The sequence below is a fragment of the Endothiovibrio diazotrophicus genome (genome assembly GCF_054657215.1).
This window is the reverse complement of record NZ_BAAHXB010000053.1, coordinates 21088-37616: the sequence shown is the minus strand read 5'-3', so window position 1 is coordinate 37616 and position 16529 is coordinate 21088. Positions and strand designations below refer to the sequence as shown.

Annotated in this window: 16 protein-coding genes; 7 read left to right on the top strand and 9 right to left on the bottom strand. The window is 69.0% G+C overall.

Annotated elements, in window-relative coordinates; all coding sequences use genetic code 11:
* The first annotated feature begins 229 nt into the window (after positions 1 to 229).
* The 7 genes from ACYQ2W_RS14040 to ACYQ2W_RS14010 all read left to right on the top strand — a co-directional run bounded on the left by ACYQ2W_RS14040 (position 230) and on the right by ACYQ2W_RS14010 (position 8313).
* On the top strand, positions 230 to 1141 hold the full coding sequence (locus ACYQ2W_RS14040; RefSeq protein ID WP_459868226.1) for a glycosyltransferase family 9 protein: 912 nt from the start codon (positions 230 to 232) through the stop codon (positions 1139 to 1141).
* 210 nt (positions 1142 to 1351) lie between these two features.
* Positions 1352 to 2653 carry an FAD-binding protein gene (locus tag ACYQ2W_RS14035; protein WP_459868223.1) on the top strand — a complete coding sequence of 434 codons (1302 nt, stop codon included), beginning with the start codon at positions 1352 to 1354 and terminating at the stop codon, positions 2651 to 2653.
* On the top strand, positions 2650 to 3387 hold the full coding sequence (locus ACYQ2W_RS14030; RefSeq protein WP_459868220.1) for an SDR family oxidoreductase: 738 nt from the start codon (positions 2650 to 2652) through the stop codon (positions 3385 to 3387). The genes ACYQ2W_RS14035 and ACYQ2W_RS14030 overlap by 4 nt, the downstream gene beginning before the upstream one ends.
* Positions 3388 to 3966: 579 nt before the next feature.
* Positions 3967 to 4917 carry a fatty acid desaturase family protein gene (locus ACYQ2W_RS14025; RefSeq protein WP_459868217.1) on the top strand — a complete coding sequence of 317 codons (951 nt, stop codon included), beginning with the start codon at positions 3967 to 3969 and terminating at the stop codon, positions 4915 to 4917.
* A gap of 170 nt (positions 4918 to 5087) precedes the next feature.
* Positions 5088 to 6320 carry a hypothetical protein gene (locus ACYQ2W_RS14020; RefSeq protein ID WP_459868214.1) on the top strand — a complete coding sequence of 411 codons (1233 nt, stop codon included), beginning with the start codon at positions 5088 to 5090 and terminating at the stop codon, positions 6318 to 6320.
* 143 nt (positions 6321 to 6463) lie between these two features.
* The gene (locus ACYQ2W_RS14015) at positions 6464 to 6724 is read left to right on the top strand and encodes a nitrogen fixation protein NifZ (protein WP_459868211.1); all 261 of its coding nucleotides are present in this window, start codon (positions 6464 to 6466) and stop codon (positions 6722 to 6724) included.
* A gap of 551 nt (positions 6725 to 7275) precedes the next feature.
* Entirely contained in the window at positions 7276 to 8313 is a 1038-nt protein-coding gene (locus tag ACYQ2W_RS14010) for a glycosyltransferase family 9 protein (RefSeq protein WP_459868208.1), read from the top strand.
* 443 nt (positions 8314 to 8756) lie between these two features.
* On the opposite strand, the gene ACYQ2W_RS14005 is transcribed toward ACYQ2W_RS14010, so the two are convergent.
* The 9 genes from ACYQ2W_RS14005 to ACYQ2W_RS13965 all read right to left on the bottom strand — a co-directional run bounded on the left by ACYQ2W_RS14005 (position 8757) and on the right by ACYQ2W_RS13965 (position 16317).
* Positions 8757 to 9872, bottom strand: coding sequence for a glycosyltransferase family 9 protein (locus tag ACYQ2W_RS14005; RefSeq protein WP_459868205.1), 1116 nt, complete (start codon positions 9870 to 9872; stop codon positions 8757 to 8759).
* Positions 9869 to 11080, bottom strand: a complete 1212-nt coding sequence (locus ACYQ2W_RS14000) for an O-antigen ligase family protein (RefSeq protein ID WP_459868202.1) — start codon at positions 11078 to 11080, stop codon at positions 9869 to 9871. The genes ACYQ2W_RS14005 and ACYQ2W_RS14000 overlap by 4 nt, the downstream gene beginning before the upstream one ends.
* A 4-nt stretch (positions 11081 to 11084) precedes the next feature.
* On the bottom strand, positions 11085 to 12089 hold the full coding sequence (locus ACYQ2W_RS13995) for a glycosyltransferase family 9 protein (RefSeq protein ID WP_459868199.1): 1005 nt from the start codon (positions 12087 to 12089) through the stop codon (positions 11085 to 11087).
* Entirely contained in the window at positions 12086 to 12211 is a 126-nt protein-coding gene (locus ACYQ2W_RS13990) for a hypothetical protein (protein WP_459868196.1), read from the bottom strand. Before ACYQ2W_RS13990 ends, ACYQ2W_RS13995 begins: the two co-directional genes overlap by 4 nt.
* 9 nt (positions 12212 to 12220) lie before the next feature.
* Positions 12221 to 13366 (bottom strand): glycosyltransferase family 4 protein, encoded by a 1146-nt coding sequence (locus ACYQ2W_RS13985; RefSeq protein WP_459868193.1) that lies wholly within the window; start codon positions 13364 to 13366, stop codon positions 12221 to 12223.
* On the bottom strand, positions 13348 to 14259 hold the full coding sequence (locus tag ACYQ2W_RS13980) for a mitochondrial fission ELM1 family protein (RefSeq protein WP_459868190.1): 912 nt from the start codon (positions 14257 to 14259) through the stop codon (positions 13348 to 13350). The genes ACYQ2W_RS13985 and ACYQ2W_RS13980 overlap by 19 nt, the downstream gene beginning before the upstream one ends.
* A gap of 22 nt (positions 14260 to 14281) precedes the next feature.
* Positions 14282 to 14494 carry a zinc-finger domain-containing protein gene (locus ACYQ2W_RS13975; RefSeq protein ID WP_459868187.1) on the bottom strand — a complete coding sequence of 71 codons (213 nt, stop codon included), beginning with the start codon at positions 14492 to 14494 and terminating at the stop codon, positions 14282 to 14284.
* 221 nt (positions 14495 to 14715) lie between these two features.
* Positions 14716 to 15345: a Uma2 family endonuclease gene (locus ACYQ2W_RS13970; RefSeq protein WP_459868184.1), complete on the bottom strand. Its 630-nt coding sequence runs from the start codon at positions 15343 to 15345 to the stop codon at positions 14716 to 14718.
* Between the two features lie 27 nt (positions 15346 to 15372).
* Positions 15373 to 16317: a branched-chain amino acid transaminase gene (locus tag ACYQ2W_RS13965; RefSeq protein WP_459868181.1), complete on the bottom strand. Its 945-nt coding sequence runs from the start codon at positions 16315 to 16317 to the stop codon at positions 15373 to 15375.
* Positions 16318 to 16529 lie beyond the last annotated feature (212 nt).

Below are 16529 nucleotides of genomic sequence, written 5' to 3'. Positions count from 1 at the left end.
CGCCCGCGGGGCGCCCTATAGGGTGCCCCGCGGGCACCATGTCGAACGAAGCCGCCACCGAAAAAGCCCTCGGAAAACCCCAACCAACCGCGAGCCTTCTTATTCTTCGTGCCCTGCGTGTTAAAAGATCAGCGCCAAACGAAGCTCCCCAAATACGAACACCAAACACCGCCCCGGCAGAATCCACCAACCCCTGCGATAGACACTCTTCGTGGTAAAACCATCCGTCGTGAACGAAGTCCGCTCCATCCTCTTCATCACCCTGAGCAACATCGGCGACGTGGTGATGACCACGCCGGTGCTGGAGCGGCTGCACGGCTGTTTTCCGGAGGCGGTGGTGGACATCGTCGCCGATCCGCGATCGAGGATCCTGTTCGAACACTGCCCCTACCGCGGCGAGATCCTGACCAAGCCGAAGGGGCTGAAGGGGCGCGCCGCACTCGCCTGGCTGAAGGGGCTGCGCGCCAAACGCTACGACCTGATCGTCGACCTGCGCACCGACTTCGTCGCCTGGCTGCTGCGCGGCCGCCGACGGTTCACCAAGCTGGGCGCCAACCCCCTCGGCCCCCATTCGGTGGAGCAGCACATGGGGGTGATCCGCCGCCTCTGTGGCGAGACCCTCCCCCCCGCCGCGGTGTGGCCCGGCGCCGAGGCGGAACGGCAGGCGGAAAGCCTGCTCACCGCAGGCACCACCGGCGGCCGGCGTCTCGCCCTCGCCCCCGGCGCCAACTGGGAAGGAAAGATCTGGGCCACCGCGCGGTTCATCGAGCTGATCGAAAAAGTGAGCGACCACTTCGACTCGGTGGTATTGATCGGCGGCCCTGCCGACCGCGAGCGCTGCGCGGCGATCGCCGCGGCAAGCCCCCTGCCGGTGCTCGATCTGGCCGGCCGCTGCGACCTGCTCACCTCCGCCGCCTTGCTCCGCCACTGCGCCGCCTTCGTCGGCAACGACTCCGGCCCCGGCCACCTGGCCGCCGCCGCCGGCCTGCCCACCATCACCGTCTTCGGCCCCGGAGAACCGCAGCGCTACCACCCCTGGGGGCCCCGCGCCCGCTGGCTGCGCGGCATCGACGACGACCTCGCACGACTCGATGCCGGCGTGGTCGCCGCGGCGCTCGTCGAGCAGTTGACCCAACCATGAGCAAGACCGCGCCCTCGGCGCCGGATGATAGAATCGCTCCCTACCCGCCGAAGAGCGTCACCGCATCATGACCCCATGCCTGAACGTAGCGCGGATTGGCGCCAGCGCAATCCGCCGGATCGGAGTCGATTCCGGCGACGGTGCCTTCGCTCCCGGCGGATTACGCTGCGCCAATCCGCCCTACCCCTCCCTCTCCCTCCGGAGGAGGCCGTGAGCTACTCCGGCTGGGGTCGCTACCCGCGGCTGGAGGGGGAGCTGCGCGCGCCGGCCACCACCACGGCGGTGGCCCGCGAATTGGCTGCCGAGGGCGGCGAGCGGATCGCCCGCGGCCTCGGCCGCAGCTACGGCGACAGCGCGCTCGCCCCCCGTCTGGTGAGCAGCCGACGCCTCGACCAGATCCTCGCCTTCGACGAGCAGAGCGGCCGCCTCCGCGCCGCCGCCGGCCTCTCGCTGGCCGACCTGCTGGCACTGCTCGCCCCGCGCGGCTGGTTCCCGCCGGTCACCCCGGGGACCAAGTTCGTCACCCTCGGCGGCGCCGTGGCGAGCGACGTCCACGGCAAGAACCACCACCTCGACGGCTCCTTCTGCGACCACGTCGAAGAGCTGCGGCTGATGCTCGCCGACGGCGAGGCGGTGACCTGCTCCCGCGACGAAAATCCGCAGCTGTTCCACGCCACCTGCGGCGGCATGGGCCTCACCGGGGTGATCCTCGACGTCACCTTCCGCCTGCGCCCGCTACCCGGCCCACGGATCGCCGAGACCACCCTCAAGGCGGCCCACCTGGAGGAGGCGCTGGCCCTGTTCGACCGGTACGCCAGCACCACCTACTCGGTGGCCTGGATCGACTGCCTCGCCCGCGGCGCGCGGCTCGGCCGCTCGCTGATCATGCTCGGCGAGCACGCCGCGGGGGGCGAGCACCGTCGGCGCGAGCCGCGCCCGCTCAGCGTCCCCGTGGACGCCCCCACGATGCTCCTCAACCGCTGGTCGATCGCCGCCTTCAACACCCTCTACTACGGCCGGATACGCACCCCGCGGCTGGAGCGCGAAGTCCACTACGACGGCTTCTTCTACCCGCTGGACGGGATCCACCACTGGAACCGCCTGTACGGCCGCCGCGGCTTCGTGCAGTACCAGTTCGTGCTCCCCCGCGACGGTGGCGCCGAGGGGATGAAGTCGATCCTCCAGGCGATCAGCGCCTCGCGCCGCGGCTCCTTCCTGGCGGTGCTCAAGGCCTTCGGCCGCGGCAACGACAACCTCCTCTCCTTCCCCCGCGAGGGCTACACCCTGGCGCTCGACTTCAAGCTCGACGACGGCCTGTTCAAGCTGCTCGACGAACTGGACGCCCGGGTCCTCGACTACGGCGGACGCCTCTATCTGGCCAAGGACGCACGGATGAGCGAGGCCACCTTCAAGAAGAGCTACCCCAACTGGGAGGCGCTGGCCGAGCTGCGGGCCCGCACCGGCGCCGACCGCCTGATCCACTCCCACCAGTCACGGCGACTCGGACTATGAGCAACATCCTGATCATCGGCGCCACCTCCGCCATCGCGGAGGCCACCGCCCGCCGCTACGCCGCCCGCGGCGACCGCCTCCACCTGATCGCCCGCAACGCCGAACGGCTGGAGGCGATCGCCGCCGACCTGGGGGTGCGCGGCGCCGCCGCGGTGACCCATGAGCGACTCGACCTCAACCAATTGGAGCTGCACGAAGGGGCGCTCGGCCGCGCCTGGGAGGCCCTCGACACGGTCGACGTGGTCCTCATCGCCCACGGCACCCTCCCCGATCAGGCGCGCTGCACCGCCGACCCGGCCCTGGCGGTGGCCGAGTTCCACACCAATGCGGTGACCACCCTGAGCCTGCTCACCATCCTCGCCAACCGCCTGGAGAAGCAGGGCAACGGCACGCTGGCGGTGATCACCTCGGTGGCCGGCGAGCGGGGCCGCCAGTCCAACTACCTCTACGGCGCCGCCAAGGGCGCGGTCTCGCTGCTCCTCGCCGGCCTGCGCAACCGCTTCGGCAAGGGCGCGATCCGCGTCATCGACATCCGTCCCGGCTTCGTCGACACGCCGATGACCGCCGACTTCCCCAAGGGCCCGCTATGGGCCCAGCCGGAGACCATCGCCAAAGGCATCGTCGCCGCCGCCGACCGCGGCCGCGAACGGGTCTACCTGCCCGGTTTCTGGCGCTACATCATGCTGATCATCCGCAACATCCCCGAATTCATCTTCAAGCGGATGTCGCTCTGACACTCCGCAGGGGGTAGAGAAGCGACCGCGCTTTCACCCAAACGGTGGGCGGTACGGCGGCCCGCGGAGCATCTACGAAATCCGCTGCCCGGCTGGGGCGCGCTCGCTTCTCTACCCCCTACGGAGCCATCGAATCGTAGGTCGGGGCTACTGCCCCGACGGAACGGAACTGCCACCCCATCGGCTCCTACCTCCCACTCCGACCACTTCGGCCGATGGCTTCGACCGGCCCCGTGCAAACCGAAACCACGCTGCCCTCGACGCGTCGGGGCGGTAGCCCCGACCTACACCGCGAGTAGAGTGGATAAGCGACAGCGCATCCACCAAAACGGAAGCAGCGGCCGCCATCGGGGATCACCCTTCCCGACGTCTACGGGAGCAACCAACAATTTGGGCTCACAAGGTGAAAAATTCACACTCTCCGGCAACCACTCGGAGGTACCCTTTTCCTACCCACTGGACGAAACCTGCACGCCCGGATCACGCACGCCGCACAGCCGAACCGCCGGTCAACTGGTGTAGCATGGGTAAATCGACAACCTGAACGCCACCCCAACGCCCCCAACCAGCGAGCCGACGATGAAGATCGACAAAAAGTACTACGAAGTGAGCCTGCTCCACTTCTATACTGACTTCCTCTTCACCCTCTCGGGCGTGATCATCGCCTTCATCCTCTGTCTGAACACCAGCGGCCTGCCCTTCTTCCTCTCCTACGTCGTCGCCACCGCCCTGCTCTACCGCGCGGCCGTCTTCGCCCACGAACTCACCCACCAGAGCCGCAACCCGCGGATGAAGACCTTCAGCATCGTCTGGAACCTCACCCTCGGCGCGCTGACCCTGATCCCGGCGGTGCGCTTCTACCAACCCCACCTGACCCACCACCAGGTGGGGGTCTTCGGCACCACCGGCGACCCGCAATATATGATGATCCGCTCGGACAAAAAACTCGCCGCCTTCGTGCTGCTGGCCGTGCCCTTCATCATGCCGATCTGGGGCCTGCTGCTGGTGCTCCTCTCCAGCGTCGGCGTGATCGACGTGGAGGGGGCGGTGGAGCGCTATCTGGCGCGCAAGGGCTACACCGTCGGTGCCGCCCTGCCCCCCGAGCACAAGCGCTCGGTGACCCGTTACGGCCGCTACTACCTGGTGCTGATCACGCTGTTCGTCTGGCAGATGCCCGAGGCGATCCCGCTGGTCTACGCGATCCACGTCGGCGCCTGGTGGATGGCCACCCTGCGCATTCCGCTGGAGCACGGCATGCGCGAATACCGCGAGACCAGCGACGCCCGCGACCAGGTCATCGACAGCTTCACCGTGGAGTCGCCGCTGGCCGGCCTGCTGCAACCGCTCAGCCTGCGCCTGCACACCGCCCACCACATGTACCCCGGCGTCCCCTACCACAACCTGCCGGCACTCCATGCCGAGCTGAAGCGCACCGACGAGGAGTACCGCAAGAGCATCGTCTCCTTCTGGACCGCGGTGCGCGGCCCGCAGCCCCCCGCCGCGCCCTCCCCGGAAACCGTCACCCGGTAAGGGCCTCGAACAGCCCGTAGGGGGCAGATAAGGGCCGGAAGCGGCATGAGATACGGCCGCAACTTTTCAAAACTTTACAACGTCCCCCCGCCGCACCCGCGGAAATTTTCTCCCGAACCGGGCAAAATTCCAGTTCACCTTCGCCAACGCCCAACCCCGAGGACCTGATCATGCACCGACGCCTCCCCCTCGTGCTCGCCACCGCCCTCGCCTTCCCCGCCGTCCACGCCCGGGAGCTGGACCTCACCGGCGGCAGCAGCGCTATCGCCGGCCGCAACGCGGTGAAACTGATCGACCTCGGCTACGGCGACGCACGCTACACCGCGACCCTCTACCTGGCGATGGACGGCACCTGGTCGCTCAGCGACGGGGGCAGCGCCTCCGCCCTCGACCTCACCACCGGCACCAGCGTGGTCACCGGCAGCGACACCGTGCGCCTGGACGGCCTCACCTACGAGGGCACCGCTTTTGATGCCACCATCGGCCTCACCGTCGACGGCACCTGGAGCGTGCAGAGCGCCACCGCCGCGGCCACCGACCGCGGTCCTTCGGTGACCCGGGGCGGCGCCACCACGGTCACCGACAACCTGCTCGCCGGCTGCCCCGGCTCGCGGGTGAGCGGCGTCGGCACCATCACCGCCGACGACGGCACCCCCTTCACCGTGCCGGCCGACACCCGCTTCACCACCGCGCCGAGCGCCAGCGACCTCTACAACGACTGCACCAACGTCCGCCCCGCCGGCCTCGCCGAGGTGGACCTCGACCAGGTGCCGATCCTGGAGATCGACCCCGACGGCGAGGTGGTGACCGGCTATCTCTTCGCCGACAACTACTTCGAGCTCTACGTCAACGGCACCCTGGTGGCGGTGGACCCGGTCCCCTACACCCCGTTCAACTCCAACGTGGTGCGCTTCCGGGTGAAGGCCCCCTACACCTATGCGGTGAAGCTGGTGGACTGGGAGGAGAACCTCGGCCTCGGCTCCGAGGAGAACGCCGGAAGCAGCTACCATGCCGGCGACGGCGGCTTCATCGCGGTGTTCAGCGACGGCACCGTCACCGACGCCACCTGGAAGGCGCAGAGCTACTACATCGCGCCCCTGGAGAGCGCCTCCGAGGTCACCACGCTGAGCGACGGCACCCGCTCCAGTTCGGCGGCGAGCGACTCGCCCAACTGCGGCGCCTCCTGCTACGGCGTCCACTACACCCTGCCCAGCGCCTGGGCGGCTGCCTCCTTCGACGACAGCGGCTGGCCCGCGGCGGTCACCTACACCAACCAGACCGTCGGCGTCGACAACAAGCCCGCCTTCACCCACTTCGCCGACACCTTCTCCGCGGCGCAGTTCATCTGGTCCTCCAACCTGGTGCTCGACAATCTGGTGCTGGCGCGCAAGAGCGTCCAGTGATCGCCCCCCTGAACGGGATCGACCGGCACCGCCCTTGCAACGCCCTTCCCATCTGCAACCCGCAGGGCCGTTAACCCCTTGATTCCCCGTTCCCACGCCTGTCGCAGGTGCGACACGCGACAGGGTTGCGGGAGGAGATGACGATGGACGAAAACGAAATCGAGATAAACGTCGGCGACGTGGTCTTCGCCACCGCCGAGATCCGCAACGACGGCAGCCACCCCGAACTGCCCGAGGAGGCGCTGATCGCCCCGGAGGGGACGCGCGGCGTGGTGGTCAACGTCGGCCACTTGGAAGAGCAGCCCGAGCAGGTCCTGGTGCTGGTGCAGTTCGAGCAGGCCAACGGCGAGCTCGGTCCGCCCACCGGCTGCTGGCCCGACGAGCTGCGCGGCGTCGAGAAGTAGCACCGCGCTCAGACCGGTGCGTCTCCTATCGTCGGCACACCCGACCCGAGTCTCGCCGGCCGGGGTGGTGCAACGGTCATCCATGATCGTTGACGAAGGGCGAGAAGATGGAGCAGGAGGTGGGACGCCCGCGGCCAACCATTCCCGGAGGCCACTTCGATCAAACGATGATTTCGCCCGCGGGATACCTCACAGGTGCCGCCACGCGTCCGACAAAAGGCTGTTTCGTTTGGCACGGCGCCCGCAGGGCGCCCTATTCACCGGCTCCTCTTTCTTGATGATGTCCGAATTACGTGTCGCGATTGATAGCTGGCACCGCGATTCACTGTAGGAGCGGCCCCTAGGCCGCGATCACGACGGAGTGAGGCGCCTCGATTTGGCAGGTGGTAGGAACGGACATGGCGCCATCGCGGCCTATGGCCGCTCCTACATTCAGGGGATGTCGCAACAGCCAACTCAGACATAGCCTTTTTCTTCGTGTCAAAAAACAGCGCCGAATCCAGGTGTCGTCGTGAACGATCACCGCCGCCGCTCTGCTACCATCGCCGCCCATGAGCGAGATCCTGATCACCCGTTTCAGCGCCCTCGGCGACCTGGTCACCCTGGAGCCGATGCTGCGCGCCCTACGCACCTTCCACCGGGACGACACCATCACCTTCCTCACCTCGGGGATCGGCGAGGCGCTGTACGGGGAGCGCTTCGAACGCTGCCTCGCCTATCCGCAGCGGTCCAGCGGCCGGTGGCGGCAGGCGGGGGAGTTGAAGCGGCAACTGGAGGCGCTGACCCCGGCGGGGCGCTTCGAGCGGGTCTACGACATCCAGGCCAGCACCCTGTCGCTGCTCACCGCCCTGCGCCTGCGCAAGGGGCGGCTGGTCAACCAGTCGACCCGGCTGAGCGAGAAGCTGATGGGACGCAAGGCGCGGGGGCTCACCACCCCGGAGCTGCTGCGTGCCGCGGGGTTTCCGGAAGAGCGGATCGATGCCTACTGGTCGCAGCCGGCATCGCGCACCATCGCGCTGCCGGTGCCGGAGGCGGAGGCGGCGCGCTTCGAGGAACAGTTCGCTGCGCGGGCCCGCCCGGTGGCGGTGATCGCCCCGGGGGCGAGCGAACGCTGGAGCAGCAAGCAGTGGGGGGAGGCGCGCTTCGCCGAGCTGGCGGTGCGGCTCGATGCGGCGGGCTACACGGTGGCGGTGATCGGCTCCCAATGGGAACAGGCGGCGGCGGCGCAGATCGTCGAGCGGCTGCCTGAGGCGCTCGACTTCACCGCCCGCACCGGCATCCGCGAGCTGGTGGGGCTACTCAGCCGGGCCTCCCTGTTCGTCGGCAACGACAGCGGCCCGGCCCACCTGGCCGCCGGGGTGGCGCTGCCCACGGTGACGCTGTTCGGCCCCACCGGCGAGATGCACTGCGCCGGCCGCCTCCCCTATCGTGGCGAGCACGCCTGCCTCACCCCTCACGACATCCCCTGCCACCCGTGTTACAAGCCGGTCTGCCCCACCGAACGGGAGTGTCTCGCCTCGATTCCGGTGGATGAGGTGCTCGCCACCGCGCTGGCCATCGCCCGTCCGAGCCCCCCACCCCTCCGATAGCGATCGACGCCAGCGCGCCGGCACGAACGGAAACAACGGCTCACAACCATCGCGATCAAGCTAGTTAGACCCGCCCTGGCGCCCTGGCGCCCTGGTTACGACGCTCCGCGTCGTAACCCGCAACCTTGGACGCTCTGCGTCCTGCATCACGACGCAGAGCGTCGAAACAGACGTTCCCACGCGGAGCATAAACAGACGTTCCCACGCGGAGCATAAACAGACGTTCCCACGCGGAGCGTGGGAACGAGGGTGGGCGGGAACACGACAATGCACCCCGCCTTACGCCCGCTCCAGAACGAGGGCACCGCCCTTTCATCGCTCCCGCCGCACCTGCCGAATGGCGGCGTTCCGTTCGGCAGGGTCGTCATGGCCTCCGGTCCGCTGGCTCCGTTCGCGTCGGCGCGGTAGCGCCGACCTACCGGGGAGGCGGGTGTGCCCCCGCCCTACGTGCGGTCCAGCAACCGGGTTGCCGCGGCGAGCACCTCTTCCACCCCGATGTCGGTCATGCAGCGGTTGTCGGCGCACTCCTTGCGGAAGCAGAAGCTGCACTCGAGCACTCGCTCCAGCACCACGTGCCCCGCGCCGTAGGGGAACCACTTGTCGGAGAGTTCGCGGGTGCTGAACAGCGCCACCACCGGGGTGCCCACGGCGTAGGCCAGGTGGGTGGCGCCGGTGTCGTGGGCGATCGCCAGCGCCACCCGGCGCAGCGCCTCGGCGCTCTCGCGGATGGAGAGGCGACCGCACAGGTTGAGCACCGCCGCGCCCTCCCGAGCCACCGCCTCACCGTCGGCGAACTCCCCCTCCCCGCCGATCAACACCACCTCGCACCCCTCGTCGAGCAGCCGGCGGGCGACCTCGCGCCAGCGCTCCAGCGGCCACTTCTTGGCCGACCACTTGCCGCCGATGAGCAGCGCCACCCGGCCGCTTCGCCGTGCACCGGGGAGCAGCGCCTCGACCCGCTCGCGATCCCGCGCGGAGACGGCGATGGGAAATTCGACCGGCCCCCGCACACCGTGGCGCGCCAGCATGGCGACGAAGCGGTCCACCTCGCGGCGCGGCGGCAGGTGGGCCTTCTGCACCGCCAGGAGGGCCTTAATCCTGCCGGCGTCCCAACCGAAGGCGTAGCGGATGCCGAGGGCGTAGCGCACCGCCAGCATGCCGCGGATCGACTTGTAGAGGGTGAGGTTCTGGGGCAGCTCGATGAACAGGTCGTAGCCCCCCGCCCGCGCCTCGGCCAGGGCGCGGCGGCGCTCGCCGCGGGGGAAGATGCGGATCCGGTCGACCACGCCCCCCTCGTCGAGCAGGTCCGAGAGGTCGACCCCCACCGCCTCGGTGGAGTAGAGATCGATCTCCGCCGCCGGAAAGGCGTGGCGCACGATGGCGATGGCGGGCAGCGCCACCACCGAATCGCCGAAGGCGCCGACCCGGTGGATCGCGATGCGCCGGACCACCTCGGGCCGCCGCGCCAGGAGCAGCCGCCGCAGCCCCTCGATCACCCACCGCCGCAGGCCGTAGCGGGCGCGCAGGTAGGCGACCGCGCAGCGGCTGGAGAGACTCATCGGCGCTCCGCACCGCCATTCGGGCGCTGCGCCAAGTGGATGATGACGGCGAGGAAGGTGAAGAGGTAGAGGGAGAACTGACGCGAACCGTAGGAGAAGCTGAGCAGCGCCGCGGCGAGGATCGCCGCCGCCGCGGCGACGCAGGCGCCGACGATCCGCCGCTCCCGATCTCCACCGGCGATCCAGGCGCGCCGCGCCAGCCACGCGAGGTGGCCGAAGAAGAGCAGAGTCGCCCCCAAGCCGAGGAGTCCGGTCTCGTACCAGAGGTCCATCAGGAAGTTGTGGAGGTGGTTGACGCGGAAGTCGCCTTTGACGTGGATCATCAGCACCTGGTCCCCCGCCGCCATCTCCTTGAGATTGCCCATGCCGATGCCGGTCAGCGGATTCTCCGGCGGATGGGCGAAGGCGTGCCGCCACAGTTCGGTACGCCCCGAGGTGAAGCGGTCCAGCACCTGCTGTACCCCCGTGCCCACCTGGGCATCGCGGAAAAACCATGTATAGGAGAGTGCCGCGGAGAGCATCAGCACCCCCGCCGCCACCACCAAGGCAGTGCGCCGCCGCCACCCCTTGACCAGCAACAGATAGCCCAACACCGCGACCAACATCCCCAGCAGCGCCGCCCGCCCCTGGGAATAGACGATGTAACCGAAGGCCAATGGCGCGAGCGCAAGCAGCCCGCCCCAGCGCAGCCGCCGGTCGGCGAACCCGGCCAACCACAGCAATACGAAAGGTGCGAACAGCGGCAGGCTGTCCTCCTTGAGGGCCAGGGCCGGATCGAAGCCCGGTTCCGCCATCACCCCCGGCAGCAACAGATAGAGCTGCACCACCATCAACACCCCGGCGACGGCGAAGGCGCGCACCAGCCGCTGCAGGTTTGCCTCCGACTGCTGCAGGGCGATCAGGGTGAAGACCATCACCGCGCTCTGCAGGACGAAGCGGTAGTAGGACTTGATCGCGCCATGGAGATCGGCGGCGCCGGGGATGCTGGCGCCGAGGGCGAGCAACACCAGCAGGTAGAGCCACAGCCAGGTGCGCCCGCCGCGGATCGTCCGGCCGGCGCAGGCCACCAGCGCCCACGCCAGGTAGATCACCAGCAGCAGATCCACCAGCGCCCGCCCGCTCACCTGGGCGAGCGGCAGGAACGCCGGAATCAGCAGGCCGTGGGAGAAAAACCCCTCCCGCGCCCGTTGGTAGATCGTCCGCAACATCAGCTCAAGCCCCTCTCATCCCCACGATTCGATCGACGACGGCGGCGACCTCGATCGCCGCCATTCCCTCCCGCCCTGCGGGGGGCAGTATGGGGTGGATGTGCGGCGAATGCATCAGCGGCGGCGATGCGCCGAACAGGCCGAGCGCATCGACACCGAGCGCCGCGGCCATGTTGAGGATCCCGGTGTCGTTGCCGACGTAGAGCGCACAGCGCCGCAGCAGGGCGGCCACCTCCATCAACGGCACGCCGACCACCGGCTCGACCCGCCGCTGCGCGCCGAGCCGCTCGACGATCTCGGCCACCAGCCCCTCCTCCGCCGGGCCGCCGACGACGAAGAGCGTCCCGAACCCGCGCCCTTCCAACGACTCGATCAGCCGGGTGAAGCGCTCCCCACCCCACTGCTTGACCGCTTCGCTGCTGCCGACACCGATCGTCAGCCACGGCCCGGGGAGTGCCCCGTAGCGGGCCTCGATGCGCTCCGCGCAAGCGCCCTCGACCACCATCAGCGGCGGCTCGGCCAGCGGTTCCAGGCCGCAGCGGCGCAGCAGCCGATCGGCCTTGTCGATGGGGTGCGCATCCTGCTCCGCACCAGGCAGCGCCACCGGGTGGTTGAGGAAGAGCCGCTGGCCGCCGCGGCCGTAGCCGACCCGCTCGGGGATGCCGGCGAGCCACGCCGCCATGGCGTAGCGGAGGCTGTCGTGGAGCAGCCACACCTTGCGGAAGCGGTGGCGACGCAGCTCCGCGGCGAGCCGCCAGATGCCGCGCCAACCGTCGTGGCGCCCCCGTCCGCGCTCCCGATCCAGCCAGATCACCTCGCCCACCGCCGGGTCGGCGGCGAGCAGCCGGTCGGCCTGGGAGCGGGGCTTGGTCAGCACGCTGACCCGCCCTTCGGGCTCGGCGCGGGCGATGGCGTGGAGATGGGGCAGGTGCCACATCATGTCGCCGATTCCCGGCAGCGGCTGAATCACCAGCACCCCACCGTCACGATCCGCTACCCCACGCCTCACCGCTTCGCCCTCCACTCCCGCGCCCGCCCATAGGCGGCCAGCTTCCCCGCCATGCGGCCGTCCAGGATCCGATACTCCTGGCCGCCCCAGTTGAGGCTCGACTCGGTGGGCAAGACGCGCATGTTGCCGATCTACCGCTGGCCGTCCGCCGCGTCGTCCACCCTATCGCCCACCGCTTCACCATAGACCCGCAGGGTCTCGTCGAGCATCCGCGCCAGGGTGAAGCGCTCCACCGGCGGCACCTCCGGTGGCCGCGCCAGCAGCGCCTCCACCCGCTCGACGAGGCGCGCGAACTCGCCGAGCGGCACCCGCCCGGCGGGGAAACAGCTCCCCAGCACCTCGCCCACGCCGCCGTGGTCATAGCCGACCACCGGGGTGCCGAGACTGAGCGCCTCCAGCACAGTGCGGCCGAAGGACTCCGGTTTGGTGGAGAGCGAGAGGACCAGGTCGGAGACCGCGTAGATCTCGCGCATGTCGTCACGGTGGCCGGTGAAGAGGACCTCCACCCCCAGCACCGCCACCTGCTCACGCAGCTCCGCCAGATAGCCGGCATGGCGCCGGTGCTCCCCGCCCACCACCAGCCCCTTCACCGCCACCCCGCGGTCGCGCAGCGCGGCGAGCAGACGGATGAACTCGAGGTGCCCCTTGAGGCGGGTGATCCGCCCCGGCAGGGTCACCACCGTGGCGCCGCGCAGTTGGGGGTATTGTCCATACCAACGTTGCAGCCAGTCGTCCGCCGGCCGGTAGCCGTAGGGAAAATCGCCGGGGTCCACCCCGCGGTGGATCACCACCACCCGCTCCCGCTCCAGCCACGGGTAGTGCTCGAAGATGAAATCCCGCACCGCCGCGGAGACGGCGATCACCCGTTCGCCGCGTACCATCACCGAGCTGTACCAGCCCGGCGTGTTGAAGCCGTGCACGGTGGTGACGAAGCGCGGACGCCGGGCCTCACCCGCCATCCCGCGCCAGGCGGCCAGGGCGATCCACGCCGGCATCCGCGAGCGGGCATGGAGCACGTCGACCCGCTCCTCGCGCAGCAGGCGGCGCAGCGGCGCGATCAAACCCACGGGCGGGGGCAGCTTGCGACCGATGGGCCAGGCGAGGTGGCGGCTCCCCTCTTCCTCCAGCCGTGGCACCATGCGGCCGCCGCCAGAGATCACGATGGAACGATGGCCCCGCTCCACCAGCGCCCGGGCCACCTCCAGGGTGCCGCGCTCCACGCCGCCGCCGTCGAGGGCGGGGAGCAGTTGGACCACGGTCAATGTTCGTTCAGCCATCGCTCTTCGATCCACTGCGCGCAGCGCGCCGCCTCATCCAGCGGTCGGCTCATCGCCTGCGGCTCATGCCCCCGCCGCCACCGCCCGAAATCGGTCACCAGCCCGTCGGCCAGCAGCCGATCGAGCCCCCGTGCCACCCGCCCGTCGCCGCGCCGCGGCAGACCGAACACACCGACCGCCGCCCCGGCGCTGAGCGCCTCGTAGACCATGTTCACGCTGTCCTCGCTGACCCACACCAGCGGGGCCGCCGCCAGCGCCGCGGGAAACCAGTCGGCACCCACATCGCCGTGCCCCACCCACGCCACCGGCAGGCCGGCCAACAGCGCCCGAAACCCCTGTGGGGTGCGCCGGGAGTCAGCGACCGTCCAGCGCACCTCGGGGCGGGCGACGACCAGTTCGGTGATCTGCTCAGCCAACGCCTCCCCCGTCCAGTGGTGGTGGCGCGAGGGCCCACCCACCAGGATCAGCCCGCTCCCCTCGCGCTTGTCGCCCGGCCGGATGCGGTTGAGGGTGCCGCGGGTCGCCACCACGTTCGCCCGCCGCGGCGGGTCGTCGTGTTCCGGGACGAGGCAGAGATCGAACCAACGACAGGGCAGCGACGGGCGCATCAGCACCACCGCCCGCCCGCCGCGGGCACGGCGGGCGGCGAGCAGGGCGGGATGGGAGCGGTGGCCGGCGGCGAGGATCAGATCGGGATCGGGAAGCGCCGCACCGGCGGGGAAACGGCCGGCCCACCACCAGCCGAAGGCGCGCAGCCGACCGGGCACCGGCAGGTCATGAACCGACAGCGGATGCCGCCGGGCGAGCGCCTCGACCAACCCGAGGGTCTGGTTCTCATGGCCGCGCCGGCCGTCGGTGAGCCGCCAGACCACCCACGGAGAGGAGGCTGTCACGAGTCGTCGCGGAGGGGGCCGGTCAATCCTTCAGCGCGTAGACCGCGCCGCAGTAGGGACACTGCGCCTCGCCGTTCTCGTCCAGGGAGAGGAAGACCCGCGGGTGGGCATCCCACAGCACCATCCCCGGCTGGGGGCAGCAGATCGGCAGCTCGGAGCGGCTCACCTCGTAGCGGGCCTGGGTGCAGGCGGGACGGGACGGTTCGCCGTGGGCGGCGTGGGCAGTTGCGGACATGGTTCCCCCTGAAAGGTCGGTTTGGGACACGGCAGAGATATGTAAGGGACGCGGAAAGAATAAATTACCCCAAATCGCTGGTCTCGCGGCCCGTCTTCGGCGTTGCGGCAAGGGTTACATAGCCGGGCTATGCGCCCCTTGCCGCGCCTTGAAGACGAACCGCGATCCGGCGCCATTTGGGGTAATTTATTCTTTCCGCGTCCCTAACTCTTCCGTGTCCCTTAAAACTCCACCTGACGGTAGAGTTCGCTCAATGGCAGATCGATGCCCCACCGTTCCAGCCGGATCACCCCGGCCTCGCCGGAGGCCTCGGTGAGTAGCCAGCGGTCGGGACCGTGGCGCTGGAACAGCTCGGCGTGGAGCCGGTCCTGGGCCAGCAGCAGGTAGTATTCCAGCGACTCGATGGCGCGGTAATGCTCGAACTTGAGACCGCGATCGTAGGATTCGGTGCTCTCGGAGAGCACCTCGACGATCAGCGTGGGTTGCTCCACGTGGAGCTTTTCGTGGCGCCCCTCTTCGCACAGCACCATCGCATCGGGGTAGCAGAACTTGTCGGCAGCGGCGATGAACAGCTTGCGGTCCGGGCCGAAGACCCGACACGGCAGGTCACGGAAGGCGGCGAGCAGAGCGGCACCGGTAGCCAGCGAGATAAAGGCGTGGTTCTCGGTACCGCCGGTCATGGCGAACACCTCGCCCGCCAGGTATTCGTAGCGCATCCCCTCCGCCGTTTCGACGGCGAAGTACTCCTCGTGACTCAACCGGTCTCGCTGTTCCGCCGGATCGACCATCTCCCGCCCCTCCGCTTCGTGGTGGTTGGCCCCATATATAGGCCGCCGCAGCGTCGCGCTCAACACCCGAGGCGGCGAGCGCCGCCCTCCCTACCCGACGAAGCTCAACCACTCCGGATGGACGTCGCGACGCCCGTGCACCTGATCGAAGTAGGTGCTCTGCAGCCGCTCGGTGACCGGCCCGCGGCACCCTGCGCCGATCTGCCGGCCGTCCACCTCGCGGATCGGCGTCACCTCGGCGGCGGTGCCGGTAAAGAACGCCTCGTCGGCGACGTAGACCTCGTCGCGGGTGATCCGCTTCTCCTTGATGGTGTAGCCCGCCTCGTGGGCGAGATGGAAGATGGTGTTGCGGGTGATGCCGTCGAGCGCCGAGGTGAGGTCGGGGGTGTAGATCACCCCGTCGCGCACCAGGAAGATGTTCTCGCCGGAGCCCTCGGCGACGTAGCCCTCGTTGTCCAGCAGCATCGCCTCCTGGGCACCGCCGGAGAGCGCCTCGGTGAGGGCCAGCATCGAGTTCATGTAGTTGCCGTTGGCCTTCGCCTTGCACATGGTGATGTTGACGTGGTGGCGGGTGTAGGAAGAGGTGCGCACCTTGATCCCCTTCTCCATCGCCTCCTGGCCCATGTAGGCGCCCCACGGCCAGGCGGCGACCATCACATGCACCTTCAGGTTGTCGGCGCGCAGCCCCATCCCCTCGGAGCCGTAGAAGACCATCGGCCGAATGTAGACCGAGGGCTCCCCGGCGTAGTCGTTCTCGCCCACCGAGGCCAACGTCGCCGCGTTCACCTCGTCCTTGGTGAAGGGCATCTTGATGTTCATGATGTGGGCGGAGCGGAACAGCCGGTCGGTGTGCTCCTGCAGGCGGAAGATCGCCTGCCCCTGGTCGGTCCGGTAGGCACGCACCCCCTCGAAGACCCCCAAACCGTAGTGGAGGGTGTGAGTCAGGACGTGGGTCTTCGCCTCCCGCCAGGGGACCATCGCCCCGTCGAGCCAGATGAAGCCGTCGCGATCGTGCATCGGCTGGTCAATGGACATGCGTGCCTTCTCCTACACAGAACTCAGGATCGGTTAAACCGCTAATAATAGCGCGTCGATGACGCCCTGGACAAAGCTTTAACACATCGTCGACCCGCCCCGCCCTCCTCGACGTTGCGGGTTTCCGCCGCCTTCCCGTAACAAAAACCATTATTGACGTATGGAAATCACAGCCTAGTATTTACACCTATCGATTTGGAACCGTTCTAAAT

What these genes read in the sequence shown, in the direction of transcription:
- ACYQ2W_RS14030 (WP_459868220.1), top strand. Translation starts at nt 2,650, where the DNA reads ATGAGCAACATCCTGATCATCGGCGCCACCTCCGCCATCGCGGAGGCC.
- ACYQ2W_RS14025 (WP_459868217.1), top strand. Translation starts at nt 3,967, where the DNA reads ATGAAGATCGACAAAAAGTACTACGAAGTGAGCCTGCTCCACTTCTAT.
- ACYQ2W_RS14020 (WP_459868214.1), top strand. Translation starts at nt 5,088, where the DNA reads ATGCACCGACGCCTCCCCCTCGTGCTCGCCACCGCCCTCGCCTTCCCC.
- ACYQ2W_RS14015 (WP_459868211.1), top strand. Translation starts at nt 6,464, where the DNA reads ATGGACGAAAACGAAATCGAGATAAACGTCGGCGACGTGGTCTTCGCC.
- ACYQ2W_RS14010 (WP_459868208.1), top strand. Translation starts at nt 7,276, where the DNA reads ATGAGCGAGATCCTGATCACCCGTTTCAGCGCCCTCGGCGACCTGGTC.
- ACYQ2W_RS14005 (WP_459868205.1), bottom strand. Translation starts at nt 9,872, where the DNA reads ATGAGTCTCTCCAGCCGCTGCGCGGTCGCCTACCTGCGCGCCCGCTAC.
- ACYQ2W_RS14000 (WP_459868202.1), bottom strand. Translation starts at nt 11,080, where the DNA reads ATGTTGCGGACGATCTACCAACGGGCGCGGGAGGGGTTTTTCTCCCAC.
- ACYQ2W_RS13990 (WP_459868196.1), bottom strand. Translation starts at nt 12,211, where the DNA reads ATGCGCGTCTTGCCCACCGAGTCGAGCCTCAACTGGGGCGGCCAGGAG.
- ACYQ2W_RS13985 (WP_459868193.1), bottom strand. Translation starts at nt 13,366, where the DNA reads ATGGCTGAACGAACATTGACCGTGGTCCAACTGCTCCCCGCCCTCGAC.
- ACYQ2W_RS13975 (WP_459868187.1), bottom strand. Translation starts at nt 14,494, where the DNA reads ATGTCCGCAACTGCCCACGCCGCCCACGGCGAACCGTCCCGTCCCGCC.
- ACYQ2W_RS13965 (WP_459868181.1), bottom strand. Translation starts at nt 16,317, where the DNA reads ATGTCCATTGACCAGCCGATGCACGATCGCGACGGCTTCATCTGGCTC.